The 16,513-nt window shown below is 41.1% G+C and carries 15 protein-coding genes and 5 tRNA genes; 10 read left to right on the top strand and 10 right to left on the bottom strand.

Annotation, left to right across the window (positions count from 1 at the left end; genetic code table 11):
- The first annotated feature begins 6 nt into the window (after positions 1-6).
- On the top strand, positions 7-297 hold the full coding sequence (locus tag C9I86_RS17840) for a co-chaperone GroES (protein ID WP_036788874.1): 291 nt from the start codon (positions 7-9) through the stop codon (positions 295-297).
- A gap of 42 nt (positions 298-339) precedes the next feature.
- Positions 340-1,983: a chaperonin GroEL gene (gene groL, locus C9I86_RS17835; protein ID WP_080158685.1), complete on the top strand. Its 1,644-nt coding sequence runs from the start codon at positions 340-342 to the stop codon at positions 1,981-1,983.
- A gap of 935 nt (positions 1,984-2,918) precedes the next feature.
- On the opposite strand, the gene C9I86_RS17830 is transcribed toward groL, so the two are convergent.
- The 3 genes from C9I86_RS17830 to epmB form a co-directional block, all read right to left on the bottom strand.
- The gene (locus C9I86_RS17830; RefSeq protein WP_080158684.1) at positions 2,919-3,374 is read right to left on the bottom strand and encodes a molecular chaperone GroEL; all 456 of its coding nucleotides are present in this window, start codon (positions 3,372-3,374) and stop codon (positions 2,919-2,921) included.
- Positions 3,375-3,794: 420 nt separating this feature from the next.
- Positions 3,795-4,697: a 30S ribosomal protein S6--L-glutamate ligase gene (rimK, locus tag C9I86_RS17825; RefSeq protein ID WP_107277092.1), complete on the bottom strand. Its 903-nt coding sequence runs from the start codon at positions 4,695-4,697 to the stop codon at positions 3,795-3,797.
- A gap of 463 nt (positions 4,698-5,160) precedes the next feature.
- Positions 5,161-6,183, bottom strand: a complete 1,023-nt coding sequence (epmB, locus tag C9I86_RS17820; RefSeq protein WP_107277091.1) for an EF-P beta-lysylation protein EpmB — start codon at positions 6,181-6,183, stop codon at positions 5,161-5,163.
- A 33-nt stretch (positions 6,184-6,216) separates the two neighbouring features.
- On the opposite strand from epmB, the gene efp reads away from it, so the two are divergent.
- A complete protein-coding gene (efp, locus tag C9I86_RS17815; protein WP_045038111.1) occupies positions 6,217-6,783 on the top strand; it encodes an elongation factor P in 567 nt (188 codons plus the stop codon).
- A 141-nt stretch (positions 6,784-6,924) separates the two neighbouring features.
- Here the strand turns inward: efp and frdD are convergent, their stop codons facing one another.
- The 4 genes from frdD to frdA are packed head-to-tail and all read right to left on the bottom strand — an operon-like array spanning position 6,925 to position 10,250.
- Positions 6,925-7,290: a fumarate reductase subunit FrdD gene (frdD, locus tag C9I86_RS17810; RefSeq protein WP_080158681.1), complete on the bottom strand. Its 366-nt coding sequence runs from the start codon at positions 7,288-7,290 to the stop codon at positions 6,925-6,927.
- 10 nt (positions 7,291-7,300) lie between these two features.
- A complete protein-coding gene (gene frdC, locus C9I86_RS17805; RefSeq protein WP_080158680.1) occupies positions 7,301-7,684 on the bottom strand; it encodes a fumarate reductase subunit FrdC in 384 nt (127 codons plus the stop codon).
- 2 nt (positions 7,685-7,686) lie between these two features.
- Complete coding sequence (locus tag C9I86_RS17800) at positions 7,687-8,427, bottom strand: succinate dehydrogenase/fumarate reductase iron-sulfur subunit (RefSeq protein WP_080158679.1); 741 nt, start codon at positions 8,425-8,427, stop codon at positions 7,687-7,689.
- A complete protein-coding gene (gene frdA / locus C9I86_RS17795) occupies positions 8,427-10,250 on the bottom strand; it encodes a fumarate reductase (quinol) flavoprotein subunit (RefSeq protein WP_080158678.1) in 1,824 nt (607 codons plus the stop codon). Before frdA ends, C9I86_RS17800 begins: the two co-directional genes overlap by 1 nt.
- A 551-nt stretch (positions 10,251-10,801) precedes the next feature.
- On the opposite strand from frdA, the gene epmA reads away from it, so the two are divergent.
- Positions 10,802-11,773, top strand: a complete 972-nt coding sequence (gene epmA / locus C9I86_RS17790; protein WP_080158677.1) for an elongation factor P--(R)-beta-lysine ligase — start codon at positions 10,802-10,804, stop codon at positions 11,771-11,773.
- Positions 11,774-12,060: 287 nt separating this feature from the next.
- On the opposite strand, the gene C9I86_RS17785 is transcribed toward epmA, so the two are convergent.
- The 3 genes from C9I86_RS17785 to rsgA form a co-directional block, all read right to left on the bottom strand.
- Entirely contained in the window at positions 12,061-12,786 is a 726-nt protein-coding gene (locus C9I86_RS17785; protein WP_107277090.1) for a carbonic anhydrase, read from the bottom strand.
- Between the two features lie 242 nt (positions 12,787-13,028).
- The gene (asd, locus tag C9I86_RS17780; RefSeq protein WP_107277089.1) at positions 13,029-13,895 is read right to left on the bottom strand and encodes an archaetidylserine decarboxylase; all 867 of its coding nucleotides are present in this window, start codon (positions 13,893-13,895) and stop codon (positions 13,029-13,031) included.
- A 226-nt stretch (positions 13,896-14,121) separates the two neighbouring features.
- Positions 14,122-15,174 (bottom strand): small ribosomal subunit biogenesis GTPase RsgA, encoded by a 1,053-nt coding sequence (rsgA, locus tag C9I86_RS17775; RefSeq protein ID WP_080158674.1) that lies wholly within the window; start codon positions 15,172-15,174, stop codon positions 14,122-14,124.
- A 72-nt stretch (positions 15,175-15,246) separates the two neighbouring features.
- Here rsgA and orn point away from each other — a divergent pair, with 72 nt between their 5' ends.
- The 6 genes from orn to C9I86_RS17745 all read left to right on the top strand — a co-directional run bounded on the left by orn (position 15,247) and on the right by C9I86_RS17745 (position 16,500).
- A complete protein-coding gene (gene orn / locus C9I86_RS17770; RefSeq protein ID WP_080158673.1) occupies positions 15,247-15,792 on the top strand; it encodes an oligoribonuclease in 546 nt (181 codons plus the stop codon).
- A 131-nt stretch (positions 15,793-15,923) separates the two neighbouring features.
- Positions 15,924-16,000 (top strand) — tRNA-Met (locus C9I86_RS17765).
- A 22-nt stretch (positions 16,001-16,022) separates the two neighbouring features.
- Positions 16,023-16,098 (top strand) — tRNA-Gly (locus C9I86_RS17760).
- A gap of 51 nt (positions 16,099-16,149) precedes the next feature.
- Positions 16,150-16,225, top strand: a tRNA-Gly gene (locus tag C9I86_RS17755).
- 51 nt (positions 16,226-16,276) lie between these two features.
- Positions 16,277-16,352 (top strand) — tRNA-Gly (locus tag C9I86_RS17750).
- Positions 16,353-16,423: 71 nt separating this feature from the next.
- Positions 16,424-16,500, top strand: a tRNA-Met gene (locus C9I86_RS17745).
- Positions 16,501-16,513 lie beyond the last annotated feature (13 nt).

Here is a 16,513-nt window from a genome sequence, read left to right as displayed (position 1 = left end):
CGACCAATGAACATTCGTCCTTTACACGACCGAGTTATCGTTGAACGCCAAGAAGTTGAATCTAAGTCTGCCGGTGGCATCGTGTTAACTGGTTCTGCGGCTGAAAAATCTACTCGCGGTAAAATCCTTGCTGTAGGTAAAGGTCGCATTCTAGAAAATGGCACCGTACAACCACTAGATGTACAAGTGGGCGACGTGGTTATTTTTGCAGAAGGCTACGGCACTAAGACTGAAAAAATTGACGGTAAAGAAGTTCTTATCATGTCTGAAAATGACATTATGGCAATCGTTGAATAATCCGATCACATTAAATTAAGAATTAAGAAAGGAAATCCCAAGATGGCTGCTAAAGACGTTAAGTTTGGTAACGACGCACGAATTAAAATGCTAGAAGGTGTCAACATTCTGGCTGATGCGGTAAAAGTAACATTAGGGCCTAAAGGTCGCAATGTTGTGCTTGATAAATCATTTGGTGCACCCACTATCACTAAAGATGGTGTATCTGTAGCGCGTGAAATTGAATTGGAAGACAAGTTCCAAAACATGGGCGCACAAATGGTTAAAGAAGTGGCTTCGCAAGCGAATGACGCGGCGGGTGACGGTACAACAACAGCAACAGTACTTGCTCAAGCAATTATTGCTGAAGGTCTAAAAGCTGTTGCTGCGGGTATGAACCCAATGGATCTTAAGCGTGGTATCGACAAAGCGGTTATTGCTGCGGTTGAAGAACTAAAAGCATTATCTGTTCCTTGTGCTGATACTAAAGCAATCGCGCAAGTAGGTACTATCTCTGCAAACTCTGACACAACTGTTGGTAACCTTATTGCAGAAGCAATGGAAAAAGTAGGCCGTGACGGTGTTATTACGGTTGAAGAAGGTCAAGCACTTCAAGACGAGCTAGATGTTGTTGAAGGTATGCAGTTTGACCGTGGTTACCTATCACCGTATTTCATTAACAACCAAGAAGCGGGCTCTGTAGATTTAGAAAGCCCATTTATCCTATTGGTTGATAAGAAAGTTTCAAATATTCGTGAACTTCTTCCTGCACTAGAGGGCGTAGCTAAAGCTTCTCGTCCACTACTTATCGTTGCAGAAGACGTTGAAGGCGAAGCGCTAGCAACATTGGTTGTGAACAACATGCGCGGTATCGTTAAAGTTGCTGCTGTTAAAGCGCCTGGCTTTGGTGATCGTCGTAAAGCAATGCTACAAGATATTGCAGTCCTAACATCGGGTACTGTTATCTCTGAAGAGATTGGTCTAGAGCTTGAGAAAGTTCAACTAGAAGATCTTGGTCAAGCTAAGCGTATTACTATCACTAAAGAAACCACTACTATTATTGATGGTGCTGGTGAAGAAACCATGATTCAAGGTCGTGTTGCACAAATTCGTCAACAAATCGAAGATGCAACCTCTGACTATGACAAAGAAAAACTTCAAGAGCGTGTCGCTAAACTTGCTGGCGGCGTAGCTGTTATCAAAGTCGGTGCAGCAACTGAAGTTGAAATGAAAGAGAAGAAAGATCGCGTAGAAGATGCATTACATGCAACTCGTGCTGCGGTTGAAGAAGGTGTGGTTGCAGGTGGTGGTGTAGCACTTATTCGTGCTGCATCTAAAGTTGTTAACCTTGTTGGTGATAACGAAGAGCAGAATGTGGGTATCCGCGTAGCACTTCGTGCAATGGAAGCACCACTTCGTCAAATCGTGAAGAATGCGGGTGATGAAGAGTCTGTTGTTGCTAATAACGTTCGTGCTGGTGAAGGTAACTATGGTTACAACGCTGCAACGGGCGAATACGGCGATATGATTGATATGGGTATTCTTGATCCTACAAAAGTAACCCGTTCAGCACTTCAGTTTGCAGCGTCTGTAGCGGGTCTTATGATCACTACTGAAGCAATGATCACTGATAAAGCCTCTGATGCTCCTTCTATGCCTGATATGGGTGGCATGGGCGGTATGGGTGGCATGGGCGGTATGATGTAATCCATTTATAACAGTAGAGATAACGGTCTCTTTGTTATAAAAATTCGCGTCATAAAAAAGTCGAGCATAGCTCGACTTTTTTATTGCCATTATTTTGTCTTCTTTCATTTATTGTTACCTATCTTATGTGCACAGTTCATTGGGAATATTCCTCGAAAAGCTGCACAAAAATAAAATCAATTAAAAACAATTACTTATAGTGTTATTAAGTAATAATGTAATATTCTAATAATTAGTGCACCTATTAGCTGTTTTTTTGATTAAAAGGTGATCGTGTTTTAATGGTTAGGCGTAATTATATTTCTTTATTATAGAGATAGAGCCAAGTGCTTAATAAATTAAAACGGATGATGATTGGACTAAGTATATGGATAAAAAATAAAATAAAATGAAGCTCAGCTTTATATGTTAATTTAATCTTTTTGCTGTTTATCATTATTTAAGTTGTTTTAGATGCTATTTGATAATTTACTCAAGTTTTTAACTAAATATATATATTTGATTAATTAATTACATTTTGTATTTATATAATAATATGCTAGTTGTATTGCTTTTAGTTGCTAATAAGGTATTTAGTTGAACTGTACAAAATTATATTAAAATTTCATAGTGCTGGTTAAAAACGGGGGTAAATGTAATTATTCACAGAGAGGTAATAGCGACTAAGTTAATACAACATGCTTAAGGACAGTTCACGTGGTAAAAAGCATGAAAAGCTGTACGTGTTTTTTATTGTTTATAATCAAAGAGTTAACTGTGTATTGAGTTGTTAAGTTGGAATGTTTAAATTAGTACATAAAAAAGCTGATATCATCACATATCGCTGTACATGTTGATTGAAATTCGCTCAACGGTGACAGTCAATCTTGTCGGCATAAAAAAGCCCCTGTAATAAACAGAGGCAATCTAAATATGTATGCGAGAAAAGATAGCTTTTACTCGTTAGGTAGATGTTCTTGATTTAAAGCGACCCATGCAGCCATAAAGCAAATCACAAATGATTGAATGTAACCTCGTAAATCAACATCACCTTGTACTAGCACATCATCAGCATTTGGTTCCATGTTGAATGAAACCTTGCTTTCTTTGATGCTAAAGAAGACACGGCCAATTAAAACAAAATTGTCACCATTATCATCTGGGTTATAGACCATTCCTGCACCAATTTGATCGTGCTCTGTAATTTGTAAGGCACTGAATGCTAATTTTTCTGCGCCTTCAAAGCCAAAGCCGGCATAACGCTTACCTTGTTCTGGCTGTTGCAGTAATTGTGAAAGTAGCTGGGTGTAAGTGGTAAGCGCTTCAGCTGGAACGTCATTAGTATTTACCTGCCCCATACTATATGCCTGTTCATCTTCTACCATTTCAACGGCATAATTAAAATCAATCATTACTTATCCTTTCTTTGTTTTATGAACACTATATGGCTTATACGTTAACGTAATTCGATTGTACGAGGTAGTACTAATCAACACCTTGATTACTGAGTGTTTTAAAGATCACATTTATTATCGATAACAGTCTTTTTGAGGGCGGTATTGAAGCGGATTTTTTTGAATAATATAGCAATACTGAGTAATTGTAACATCATAAATCTAAAGCTTTAGTTCATCGAGTAAAAAGCAAAAAAAGCTGTACGGTTATTTTTTGATTAATATCAATGACTTATGGAGGTCATTTTCTTTTACAATAAGATATTGAAAATGTACACCTTTTAGCTGTTTTACTTTTAAAAACATGATCGTTATTAGCTAAATGATAAAAAAAGCAGCCATGTGAGGGCTGCTTATTAAATTCATAATGATTGTAATTTATTGATTTTGTAGGTGACGACGGCTCTTTCCTGCATTTTTTTCAATATAATCAATGATCATACCTGCAATATCTTTGCCTGTTGCTGCTTCAATACCTTCTAGACCAGGAGAGGAATTTACCTCCATGATCAGTGGTCCGCGTTTAGATCGTAATAAATCAACGCCAGCGACACTGAGCCCCATAGCTTTTGCTGCAGCAATAGCCGTTTTACGTTCTTCGGGTGTAATGCGAACTAATGATGCGCTACCACCACGGTGTAAGTTTGAACGGAACTCACCTTCTGCTGCTTGACGTTTCATTGAAGCGATAACTTTATCGCCAATCACAAAACAACGAATATCTGCACCGCCAGCTTCTTCTATATATTCTTGAACCATGATGTGAGCTTTTAAGCCCATAAATGCTTCAATAACACTTTCCGCTGCTTTTTGAGTTTCCGCAAGTACGACCCCAATGCCTTGAGTGCCTTCTAATAGTTTGATAACTAATGGCGCACCGCCAACCATTTTAATCAAGTCCAATACATCATCAGGCTTACTTGCAAAACCTGTAATTGGCATGCCAACACCTTGGCGACTCAATAATTGTAATGAACGTAGTTTGTCACGAGAGCGTGAAATCGCAATAGATTGATTTACAGAAAACACATCCATCATTTCAAATTGACGTAATACAGCACAACCATAAAAGGTAATGTCTGAGCCAATACGGGGAATGATGGCATCAAAGCCAATAAGATCAGTACCTTCAAAATGAATTGATGGTTGAACTGAGTTGATATTCATATAACAGCGAAGGGCATTGATAATAACCGCTTCATGGCCTCGTTGTTGACAAGCCTCACGCAAACGGCGGGTTGAATATAAGTTTGCGTCCTGTGACAAAATGCCAATTTTCATTGCGATACTCATGTTAGGGAGCGAGTTGGCAGCAGCGACGACGTTTGGCGAACGCCTAATACGATAAAGGGCTGCTGTATGAGGCGCGACTATGCACGTAAATCAGTAAAAAATCGAGATCTGCCACGATGATTTTTTTTAATGGTGAAGTGTAATAAAATTGGTAGATAATTAAAAGTAATATCATAGGCTAATAGCTTTTGAGATATATAGCTAGTAAAGCTGTACAAGCTGTACGGTTATTATAAAACAATGGGTTACGTCGCTTTATTGTATGGCCTATTATAGGCAAAAAGACAAGTGTATGTTTTTGGTGTTTTTAGCTAGAAAAGCTGTACGTTGTGAGTTTTTCGCTAATATTGAGGTGGAGATTTTGCTGACTCGTAATAACAAGTCAGCATTAATTCGATGCAATAATCAGAGAAATTAGGTGGCGAAGGGCAAGAATATCAATCAATAGCGGTTATTCAAGGTGAAGATCGAGTGGGGTTTTGCTGCTTCTACCGCCTATTTCACGGGTTAATGTTGGAACTAAATAGCCCGAAACATTATTGATTAATCCGGCCATTAAGATACGTGCCTGTTGATCACTGACAAAGAAGTGTGCAGCGCCTTGTACGTGATCCAGTACGTGTAAGTAGTACGGTAATATTCCAGCATCAAATAAGGCTTCGCTGAGGTCTGTTAGCGCTGTGACGGAGTCATTAACCCCTTTAAGGAGCACACTTTGGTTTAACAAGGTAACCTTAGCCTGCTTGAGCTGTGTCATCGCCGAGGTTAGCTGATTATTGATTTCATTGGCATGGTTAATATGGGTCACCATGATAATTTGTAAACGACTGCTAGCAAATAACTCACACAGTGCTGGTGTGATGCGATGTGGGATCACAACGGGTAAGCGGCTGTGAATACGCAACCGTTTAATATGTGGAATTGCGGCAATATGCTCGAGCAACCATGTTAATTCGTGATCTTTAGCCATTAGTGGATCACCACCAGATAAGATCACTTCGTTAATGTGTGGTTGGGTTGCGATGTAATCAATACTTTGCTGCCAGACGGTTTTATTGCCTTTGTTATCTTGATAAGGAAAGTGGCGTCGAAAACAATAACGACAATTTACTGCACAACCGCCTTTAACGATCATCAACACTCGATTGTGATACTTGTGTAATAGCCCTGGAATGGGGTTATCTTGTTCATCAAGAGGATCGGTTGAGTAGCCTGGATGAACCTCAAATTCTTGCTCTAGCGGCAGTACTTGGCGCAACAATGGATCGTATGGGTTGCCAACTTCCATTCTTTCGACAAAACTTACAGGAACGCGAAGTGCGAATGAATTTTTAGCCGCGAGGCCTTTTTGCCAAGGTGTTGGATCAATTTTAAGCCAATTGAGTAGCTTTAAGGGATCAGATATCGCATTAGCTAGATCATTCAGCCAGTTTTGCTCAACAGATGGCACGTTTCGGGGTATGATATGTGACATTAAATACAACTCGAAGATGTTAAGAGGATTAGAATGGCGTCTTTCAGCACCAATGAATTCCGCAGCGGAATGAAAATTATGCTTGATAATGAACCGTGTGTCATTATCGAAAACGAATTTGTTAAACCTGGTAAAGGTCAAGCGTTCAACCGCGTACGAATCCGTAAACTTATTTCAGGTAAAGTTCTTGAAAAAACGTTTAAATCAGGCGAATCAGTTGAAGCTGCGGACGTAATCGATACTGAACTTGATTACCTATACAACGACGGTGAATTCTACCATTTCATGAATAATGAAACATTTGAGCAAATCGCAGCAGACGTTAAAGCTGTTGGTGATAATGCGAAATGGTTAGTAGAAAACGATGCGTGTACGCTAACGCTTTGGAACGGTAACCCTATCGTTGTTACTCCTCAAAACTTTGTTGAGCTTGAAGTAACAGAGACTGATCCTGGTCTTAAAGGCGATACACAAGGTACTGGTGGTAAGCCAGCGACACTAACTACAGGCGCTGTAGTACGTGTTCCTTTATTCATCGCAATTGGCGAGGTTATCAAAGTTGATACTCGTTCAGGTGAATACGTAAGCCGTGTGAAGTAAATTCATATTGAGCTTTAAAAAAGGTCGCTTTGGCGGCCTTTTTTGTTGGCTGAAATTCAGGGTTATGATGTTTTAAATCTTTAAATAACAGCCATAAAAAAAGCACCGCAAGCGGTGCTTTTTTAGATTGTGTATCAGTGATTATTTAATCATGAACACAAAGATGATTGATAGGGCAGTCACTAAGAACGCAGCAGCGTAACAAGCGATTTTACCTACAACACCAGTATGAAACTTAAGGTCATGCATACCATGGTGTAGACGGTGCATACCATGCCACATTGGTAGTGATAGGGTTGCAATCACAAATAATGCGCCAATAAAGCTGGTTGCGAAATCTGCAGCGCGATCGTAGCTAACGGCTTCTGGGCTAATAATACCCAGTGGAACCATGATGCCAAGCACTAAAATAGTGACTGGCGTGATCATTGCAAACCAAGTACCACCGGCACCAAATAAACTCCACCATACTGGCTCATCGGAACGTTTTGGATGTAAATTAATCACGAGCGGCTCCTTAAACTAGCGCTAAAACAATGGCAGTGATGACAGCAACAACTGCCCACTGTGCAAGAACGATAATTTTCTTATCGAGTTTCTTGCCTTTGATGCGAATTGGCACCACTTGCGGCATCATGCTAAAGAACGTTTGTGCGTGGAATAAACTTCCTGCTAACGCAATAATATTTAGAATGATCACAATAGGGTTAGCCATAAAGTTTAGCCAACCTTGCCATGCTTCAGGACCTTTTACTAAACAACCTAAGCCAAAGGTTAAGCAGATAGTAAAGAAAATTAGCGGTAATACAGTTGCTTCACGCAGCATGTAAAAACGGTAGAAAGAACTGTCTTTCCACCAAGTACGCGTCATTTCACGAACGTAAGGTTTACGGTTGCTCATCCTTATGCCTCCTGAGGCTTCAACATTGCAATAACGAAATCTTTTGATGATTCCACTTTGCCTTGGTTTACAGCTGCTGCTGGATCAACACTCTTTGGACATACTTCAGAACAGTAACCCACGAATGTACAGCCCCATGCACCATTTTCACTGTTGATCAATTCCATACGCTCATGTTGACCATGGTCGCGGCTATCAAGGTTATAACGGTGTGCAAGTGTTAGTGCAGCAGGACCGATAAATTCAGGGTTTAAACCGAATTGTGGGCATGCTGCGTAGCAAAGGCCACAGTTAATACAGCCAGCAAATTGCTTGTACTTTGCCATTTGCTCTGGTGTCTGAAGGTTCGTGCCGTCTTCAGGCGTACGATCGTTGCCGATAATGTAAGGCTTAATTGCTTCAAGACGCTCAATAAAGGGAGTCATATCGACAATTAAATCTTTTTCAATGGCAAAGTTAGCTAATGGTTCGATTTTAACGCCATTAGGATAATCACGCAGGAAGCTCTTACAAGCCAACTTAGGCACGCCATTAACCATCATGCCACATGAACCACAGATCGCCATACGGCAAGACCAACGGTAGCTTAGATGCTTATCAAGGTGGTCTTTGATGTAACCAAGCGCATCAAGTACTGACATCGTTTCATTGAACGGTACTTCAAATGCTTGTAAATACGGTTCTGCATCTGTCGCTGGGTCATAACGCAGAATTTCAACTTTTTGAATGCGATTGTCTGACATTATGCCTTTTCCTCTTGAGCTTCTGACTGTGCTGCTTGCTGCGCTTTTTCATGTGCTTCGTGAGCTTCAGCTTCCGCACCATATAAACGCGCTTTTGGCTGTGATTTCGTGATCTTCACATCGCTATAATCAATAATTGGCGCATCGCCATTGTTGTAGAATGCCAAACTATGTTTTAGGAAATTTACATCATCACGTTCAGTACAACCGTCATCTAAGCGTTGGTGCGCACCACGAGATTCTGTACGTAGAATCGCTGAGTGTGCCATTGCTTCTGCAACATCAAGACCGTAACCCACTTCAATGGCATATAGCAGGTCAGTGTTAAAGACTTGGCCTTTATCTTGAATGCTAATATGTTTAAAGCGTTGCTTAAGTTCTGCTAGCTTATCAATGGTTGCTTGCATCAAATCTTGTTGACGATAAATACCACAACCCGCTTCCATGGTGTGACCCATTTCAGTACGGATTTGAGCCCAGTTTTCATCACCTTCTTGTGCCATTAGGGCATCAATACGTGCTTGTACTGCGTCTATTTGGGTATTGATTGAAGCATCGTTCCAACCTTTGAATTCTTCAGCGCGTTTAACTGCGTGTTCACCCGCAACTCGACCAAATACTACAAACTCAGCCAGTGAGTTTGAGCCTAGGCGGTTAGCGCCGTGAAGACCAACAGAAGCACATTCACCAACAGCAAATAGACCTTTAATACGGGTCTCACAGGTACCGTTAGTTTCAATACCACCCATGGTGTAGTGTACGGTTGGGCGAATTGGAATTGGCTCTTTTGCTGGATCAACGTTTACGTATGCTTTAGCGAGTTCACAGATGAACGGTAGACGCTCATGTAAGTACTCTTCACCAAGGTGGCGTAAATCAAGCATTACTACATCACCTAGTGGGTGCTGAATAGTGTTGCCTTTTTGCTGCTCATGCCAGAATGCTTGTGAAACTTTGTCACGAGGACCCAGTTCCATGTATTTGTTTTTTGGCTCGCCTACTGGTGTTTCAGGGCCCATGCCATAATCTTGTAGGTAACGGTAACCGTTTTTATTAACGATAATACCGCCTTCACCACGACAACCTTCAGTCATCAAAATACCAGTGCCTGGTAAACCTGTTGGGTGGTATTGAACAAATTCCATATCACGTAGTGGTACACCGTGGCGGAACGCCATTGCCATACCGTCGCCTGTTACAATACCGCCGTTAGTATTACAGTGGTAAACGCGACCTGCACCACCAGTAGCTAGAATCACTGATTTTGCTTTAATACAAACCAGCTCACCTTCTGCCATGTGAATCGCAATTAGACCTTGAACTTCGCCATCTTCAATTAGAAGATCAACCACGAAATATTCATCGTAACGTTTGATTTGTGGGTATTTGATAGAAGTCTGGAATAGGGTGTGTAGCATATGGAAGCCAGTTTTATCTGCCGCGAACCATGTACGCTCAACTTTCATACCACCAAAACGACGTACGTTCACTTCACCGTTTTCTTTACGGCTCCATGGGCAGCCCCATTGTTCCATTTGAATCATTTCGCGGGTTGAATTCTCTACGAAATATTCAACCACATCTTGTTCGCATAGCCAGTCACCACCACCAACGGTATCGTTGAAGTGATTATCAAAGCTATCTTCGTCTTTGATAACAGCAGCAGAGCCACCTTCAGCTGCAACTGTGTGCGAGCGCATTGGGTAGACTTTTGAAATAAGTGCAATTTCTAGTTCTGGGTTTGCTTCTGCAGCAGCGATGGCAGAACGTAGGCCTGCACCACCCGCGCCAATTACAGCGATATCTGTGGTAATAGTCTTCACAGCTATCCTCCGAAGGTAAGACGGTAAAAAAATGAAAAGGTACGTCATGCGTACCTATCCTTGAAATCCAGCGCGTATTTTATGAAACCTCATTAAGAGAAAATATGATGTAGACGCGTCTTTTTAACGAAATAATCAAAAAATGTAATCTGATTACAGACTTTGTGATTATTGTCACAAATTTTCATGTTTATTCATTGTTAACAGTTTGTTTTCTTTGGCGTCAATTGTTTATGGCTCATTAATAATGTGTTTCATGATGTCGTTGTAATGCTTGGTGGCAAAAGATTTAATAAGCCATAGGCTGCACAGAATGGATGTTTAATTCGATTATTACGCTAGTGGTTGTGTGTTATTTGTTATTACTATGAAAGTCGAGAGGGGGGCAGTGTCTATTTTGATGATAATAATATGACTTTTTATTAATGCTGTTCATTTATATTCATAATCATTCGTGGTTATAAGCAAATATAATTAGAGCAATACTTGGTTAAGATCGTGACTTTGTTAAAATCAGGTCATTATTTCCTTTTATATAAGAAGAAACGGCTATGTCTCAGCCTTGGCAACCTACCGCAGAGATCTCTCAATTAAAACAGCGAGCGGTTTTACTCGCGACTATTCGTCAGTTTTTTGCCGATCGTGATGTTATTGAAGTGGATACACCTGCGATGAGTCAGGCGACGGTAACGGATGTACATCTACATGCGTTTAAAACCCAATTTGTCGGCCCTGGCTATGCTGCTGGCCAAACGTTGTATTTGATGACCAGTCCTGAATTTCACATGAAGCGCTTACTGGCAGCGGGCAGTGGTGCTATTTACCAGATTTGTAAGTCATTTCGTAATGAAGAATCTGGGCGTTATCATAATCCTGAATTTACAATGCTAGAGTGGTATCGACCTGGGTTTGATCATCATCAGTTAATGGCTGAGATGGATTTGTTGTTACAACAAGTATTAGGCTGTGGCGCTGCAGAAAAAATGACCTATCAACAAGCCTTTATTGACGTGTTAGCGGTGTGTCCACTTGATGGTTCTATGGCTGAGTTAAAAGCCGTTGCTGCTCGACTTGGGTTGGCGGATATTGCAGAACCAGAGCAAGATCGCGATACCTTACTACAGTTATTATTTAGCGTTGGTGTTGAAGCTCAAATCGGTAAAAAAGTACCAGTTTTTGTGTATGACTTTCCCGCATCGCAAGCAGCTTTGGCGCAGATAAATCCGCAAGATTCACGTGTGGCTGAGCGATTTGAGGTTTATTTCAAAGGCATAGAATTAGCCAATGGCTTTCATGAACTTGCTAATGGTGATGAGCAGTTACAGCGCTTTGAAGATGATAACCAAAAACGAATTAGCATGGGGCTACAACCTCAGCCGATTGACATGCACCTTGTTGAAGCATTACGGGCTGGATTTCCTGATTGTGCTGGGGTTGCATTAGGTATCGATCGCGTGATTATGCTGGCATTAGAGCGTGATCATATTGATCAAGTCACCGCTTTCCCGATTGAAATAGCGTAAATATTATTCTTATCTTACAGCTTGATTCCAAAGATGTAGACGTAAAAAAGCACGGTAATGATAACCGTGCTTTTTTGTCATCAAATATCCAGTATGCACCAGTTGATATTAGTAATGATTAATCACTCGTTTCATACTGAGGGAACGTGCATTTTATATCGAAGATCTGATTTGGCGTAATAATGATTAAGCTAAACGACGAGTTGGATTTCAAGGCGTTTTAACCGTAAAACAACTATACCGCTCCCTTGTTGTTATTGCAACTGATTATCATTTACAGTTATTTGTTAGTCGATCACAATCCGCGCATTGATGGGTTGTAATGGACGATTATTGTCTCCCATCATTTGATTAAGCTGTTCTATTTGAGCGGCAGAACTGGTGAGATGACTTTGCATAACATACCAACGAACACCTTCTGTACATGGCGGTGTCGTTAACGATCCATTATAACGAAAATACTGACGTTCACGTGGCAGTAGTGCGTTAGGGGTCAGATCACCGTTAAAGTCAATTGTTTCACCCTTGGTTGGAATGGTTTTTAATAAGGTGGTTAATTCATTATTTGCACGAGGTCCATTTTCAAACATTACTGAAATAACCGCAATATGGCCGCTGGCATCAACGTTAACAAAATGCGCTTCTAACGGATATTGTTTGCCATCAATATAGTTTTCAGAGGGGGTATGAAAATGAAACTGTTTAAGCGTGTACGTATCACCATCAATCACCAAGGTATTATCGCCACTTACATTGGCTTCTATCGTGTGACCGTTATTGGTTAAGCTGGTGATTTTGCCATCATAGTTAATTTGTAATGGCTGTGTTTGGGCTTGAATTGGTGATTGGATGTCAATCGGACTTTGGTTTTCGCCACCACAAGCAGGGTAACTGTCAACCCAATGTTCAGTACCTTGTTGATCGCCATATCCCCATGCGGCATTGGCGTGTGCAGAAAGAGAGAAGCAAGTCGCCAATGCGAGTACTAACGCTGATACTGTATTTTTTTTCATGATGATTACCTTTGAGTATGCGAATTATCTCGACCTAATCGTAGCACTTGAACAGTGAGACGATGGACTAACGTTAACATAGTAATCTTTTGATTTGATATTGAAAATACGATGGGGGAATAGAGCTAAATTGCAGGTGTAATATAAATGAGATAATGGCACTTATCGGAATAATGATGTTCAGTATTGGGTGTTAATGAGAATACGGAGTAATGTTCACTCCGTATCTCAATATCTTTATATTATTTAACTAAATATTCAGCGTAAGGTTGTCCCATGCGCGTAACTTGACGAGGCTGCATGTTTTCTACAAAACGGATGCTGTCTTTAGGAAATAAATTGATCACGGTAGAACCCAGTTTGAAACGACCCATTTCTTGACCTTTCTTTAAACTGATCGCTTGTTCACCCGTGGTTGGGTAATCCCAGCGGCGAACTTCAGGGCCCGTTGGTGGTGTTACCGTTCCCGCCCACACTGTTTCAATACTGCCCACTATCGTTGCTCCAACTAGCACTTGAGCTAATGGACCAAATTCAGTTTCAAATACACACACCACACGTTCATTACGCGCAAATAAATTTGGCACGTTAGCTGCGGTCAGTGGGTTTACAGAGAAGAGATCGCCGGGAATATAAATCATTTGGCGTAATACACCATCACATGGCATATGCACACGGTGATAGTCACTTGGTGAAAGGTAGAGTGTTGCAAATTCACCATCAATAAATTCATCCGCTAATGTACGATCACCACCAAGTAGTTCACAAGCATCAAAATAATGGCCTTTAGCTTGGAATAAACGTCCAGCTTTAATCGGGCCTAATTGGCTCACGCAAGCATCTGCAGGATGGCTAATGATATACTGGTCGTTATTAATTGGACGAGCCCCTTCCATGAGTTCACGCACAAAAAAAGCGTTAAAGGTTGGATAGGCACTCGGATCAGGATTACGCGCTTCTGCCATATTGACGTTATATTGCTTGATGAACCAACGAATAATGGTAGTGGTGAGTTTTCCACCTTCAAAAGCCGCCAGTTTACCCACAAGACGGGTTAAAGCATGTTTCGGTAGACTATATTGAAGGCCAATCTTAATCTTATCTAACACAATTATTCTTCCAGTAAATATTAATTAATCAATAAGTTAGTTATTCTTTGCTTATTTGGAAGAATAACGTCAACCCGCAATAATACCGAACTATTTTAATAATGTCAGTTATTCTGGCATTACCGAGGTCGTGGATAAGTTAGGCTTGTCGGTGCTAATTTGGATCGCAGCAGATAAAAAATAAGCCTAAATAAAAATAAATTTCGTTTAGGCTTTATCTTGGTTATCAGTTTGGCTTATTGCGTGAAAATTGGCGATTTGCCACATTTTCCGACATGCTTTCAATAATCTTATGATAACTGTTATAGCGATCGCGACTAATATCACCACGTTCAACTGCTTCGCGAATGATACAACCGGGATCATTGCCGTGTTTACAGTCACGGAATTTACAGCCACCTAAATATTGACGAAATTCAACAAAAGCCTCTGTAATCTGTTCAGGCTCTAAATGCCATAAACCAAATTCGCGCACTCCCGGTGAGTCAATTAAATCACCGCCATCAGCGAAATGATACAACCTTGCTGCGGTTGTGGTGTGTTGGCCTAAACCTGAGTTTGTTGAAACATCACCAATATCCGCTTCAACTTCCGGCATCAGAGCATTAACCATACTTGATTTACCTACACCAGATTGGCCAGCAAAAATACTGACATGATCTTGTAAATCAACTTTAAGATCATCAAGCCCTTCACCCGTATCAGTACTGACTAAACGTACGCTATAACCAATGTTTTGGTATTGCGTTAATTTACGTTCAACGTCAACCCGTTGTTCTGGTGTAAGTAAGTCAACTTTATTGACCACAATTAATGGCTTAATGCCGATAGTTTCTGCTGCAATAATGTAGCGGTCAATAATGTTAAGCGATAGCTCTGGCAATATTGATGACACAATCACAATACGGTCAACGTTAGCAGCTACAGCTTTTACACCATCGTAATAGTCTGGGCGAGTCAACATTGATTTGCGTTCATGTACCGCTTCTACAACACCAGCAATACCTTGCAATGCTTCAACACCGGGACGCCATACGACGCGATCGCCAGAAACAAGGCTCTGAATACTACGACGTAGGTTACAACGGTGAATAATACCCGTTTGTGGATCTTCAACATCAGCGTGTTGACCAAAACGAGTAATGACCAGCCCTTCACGGGCATTTTCCAACAGGGCTTCATCCCATTGGACTTCATTTTTAGCGCGATCTAGGCGCTTATTTTGGTTAGAGCGAACGCGTCGGCTCTGACCTTGAGTAAGTTTTTTCTTTTTTGCCACAAGAATATCGTTCTGTTTGGTTGGCTTTCGGTATTATCATACATGGTTTAGTCACAAAAGAGGCAATATCGAATGACAATCAGCGATCAGAACCTTATTTGGATAGATCTGGAAATGACCGGATTAGATCCAGAAACTCATAAAATCATTGAAATCGCTACAGTTGTGACAGATCCACAGCTTAATGTGTTGGCAGAAGGCCCTGTTTTAGCTATTTATCAGCCAGAAGCTGAATTAGAAAAAATGGATGATTGGTGCACAAACACACACACTAATAGTGGTTTAGTCGAGCGTATTCGTCAAAGTACGATTACAGAAGCTCAAGCCGTTGCTCAAACTATCGATTTCTTAGAACAATGGGTACCTAAAGGCGCTTCACCTATTTGTGGTAATAGTATTGGGCAAGATCGTCGCTTCCTATATAAGCATATGCCGAAGCTTGAACAGTATTTTCATTACCGTTATCTTGACGTGAGTACACTTAAAGAATTAACTCGCCGATGGAAGCCTGAGCTACTGGATGGCTTTTCTAAACAAGGTAGCCATTTAGCATTAGATGATATTCATGATTCTATTGCTGAGTTACGCTATTATCGTGAGCATATTTTCAATATTTGATGTGAAAATAAGCAGTTAGAAAATAATCTGCGTTTTTTGGTTTAAGAACTATTGCATCCCGTAGTTTTAGTCGTATAATGCGCAGCCTCGAAAGGAGATAACGAGTTTGTTTCCTTTTGTTGAAAATCGGACGCGGGGTGGAGCAGCTTGGTAGCTCGTCGGGCTCATAACCCGAAGGTCGTTGGTTCAAATCCGGCCCCCGCAACCAACTCTTTTTAAAGAGATGTGATGCGACACTAGCTCAGCTGGTAGAGCGCAACCTTGCCAAGGTTGAGGTCACGAGTTCGAACCTCGTGTGTCGCTCCAATTTGTAGTTCATGGCGTAAGCGGTGAACGTTAGGTGAAAGACCTAGCTATGCGACACTAGCTCAGCTGGTAGAGCGCAACCTTGCCAAGGTTGAGGTCACGAGTTCGAACCTCGTGTGTCGCTCCAATTTGTAGTTCATAGCGTAAGCGGTGAACGTTAGGTGAAAGACCTAGCCATGCGACACTAGCTCAGCTGGTAGAGCGCAACCTTGCCAAGGTTGAGGTCACGAGTTCGAACCTCGTGTGTCGCTCCAAATTATTGTTTATGGCTTAGGCGGTAAACAAAAATAGTTGTCACCAAACTTTAATGGTGAAAAAAATCGGACGCGGGGTGGAGCAGCTTGGTAGCTCGTCGGGCTCATAACCCGAAGGTCGTTGGTTCAAATCCGGCCCCCGCAACCAATTCTCTTTTTAA

The sequence above is a fragment of the Photobacterium sp. NCIMB 13483 genome, assembly GCF_003025475.1.
GTDB classification, from domain to species: domain Bacteria; phylum Pseudomonadota; class Gammaproteobacteria; order Enterobacterales; family Vibrionaceae; genus Photobacterium; species Photobacterium piscicola.
This window is presented reverse-complemented; position numbering and strand designations above follow the sequence as displayed.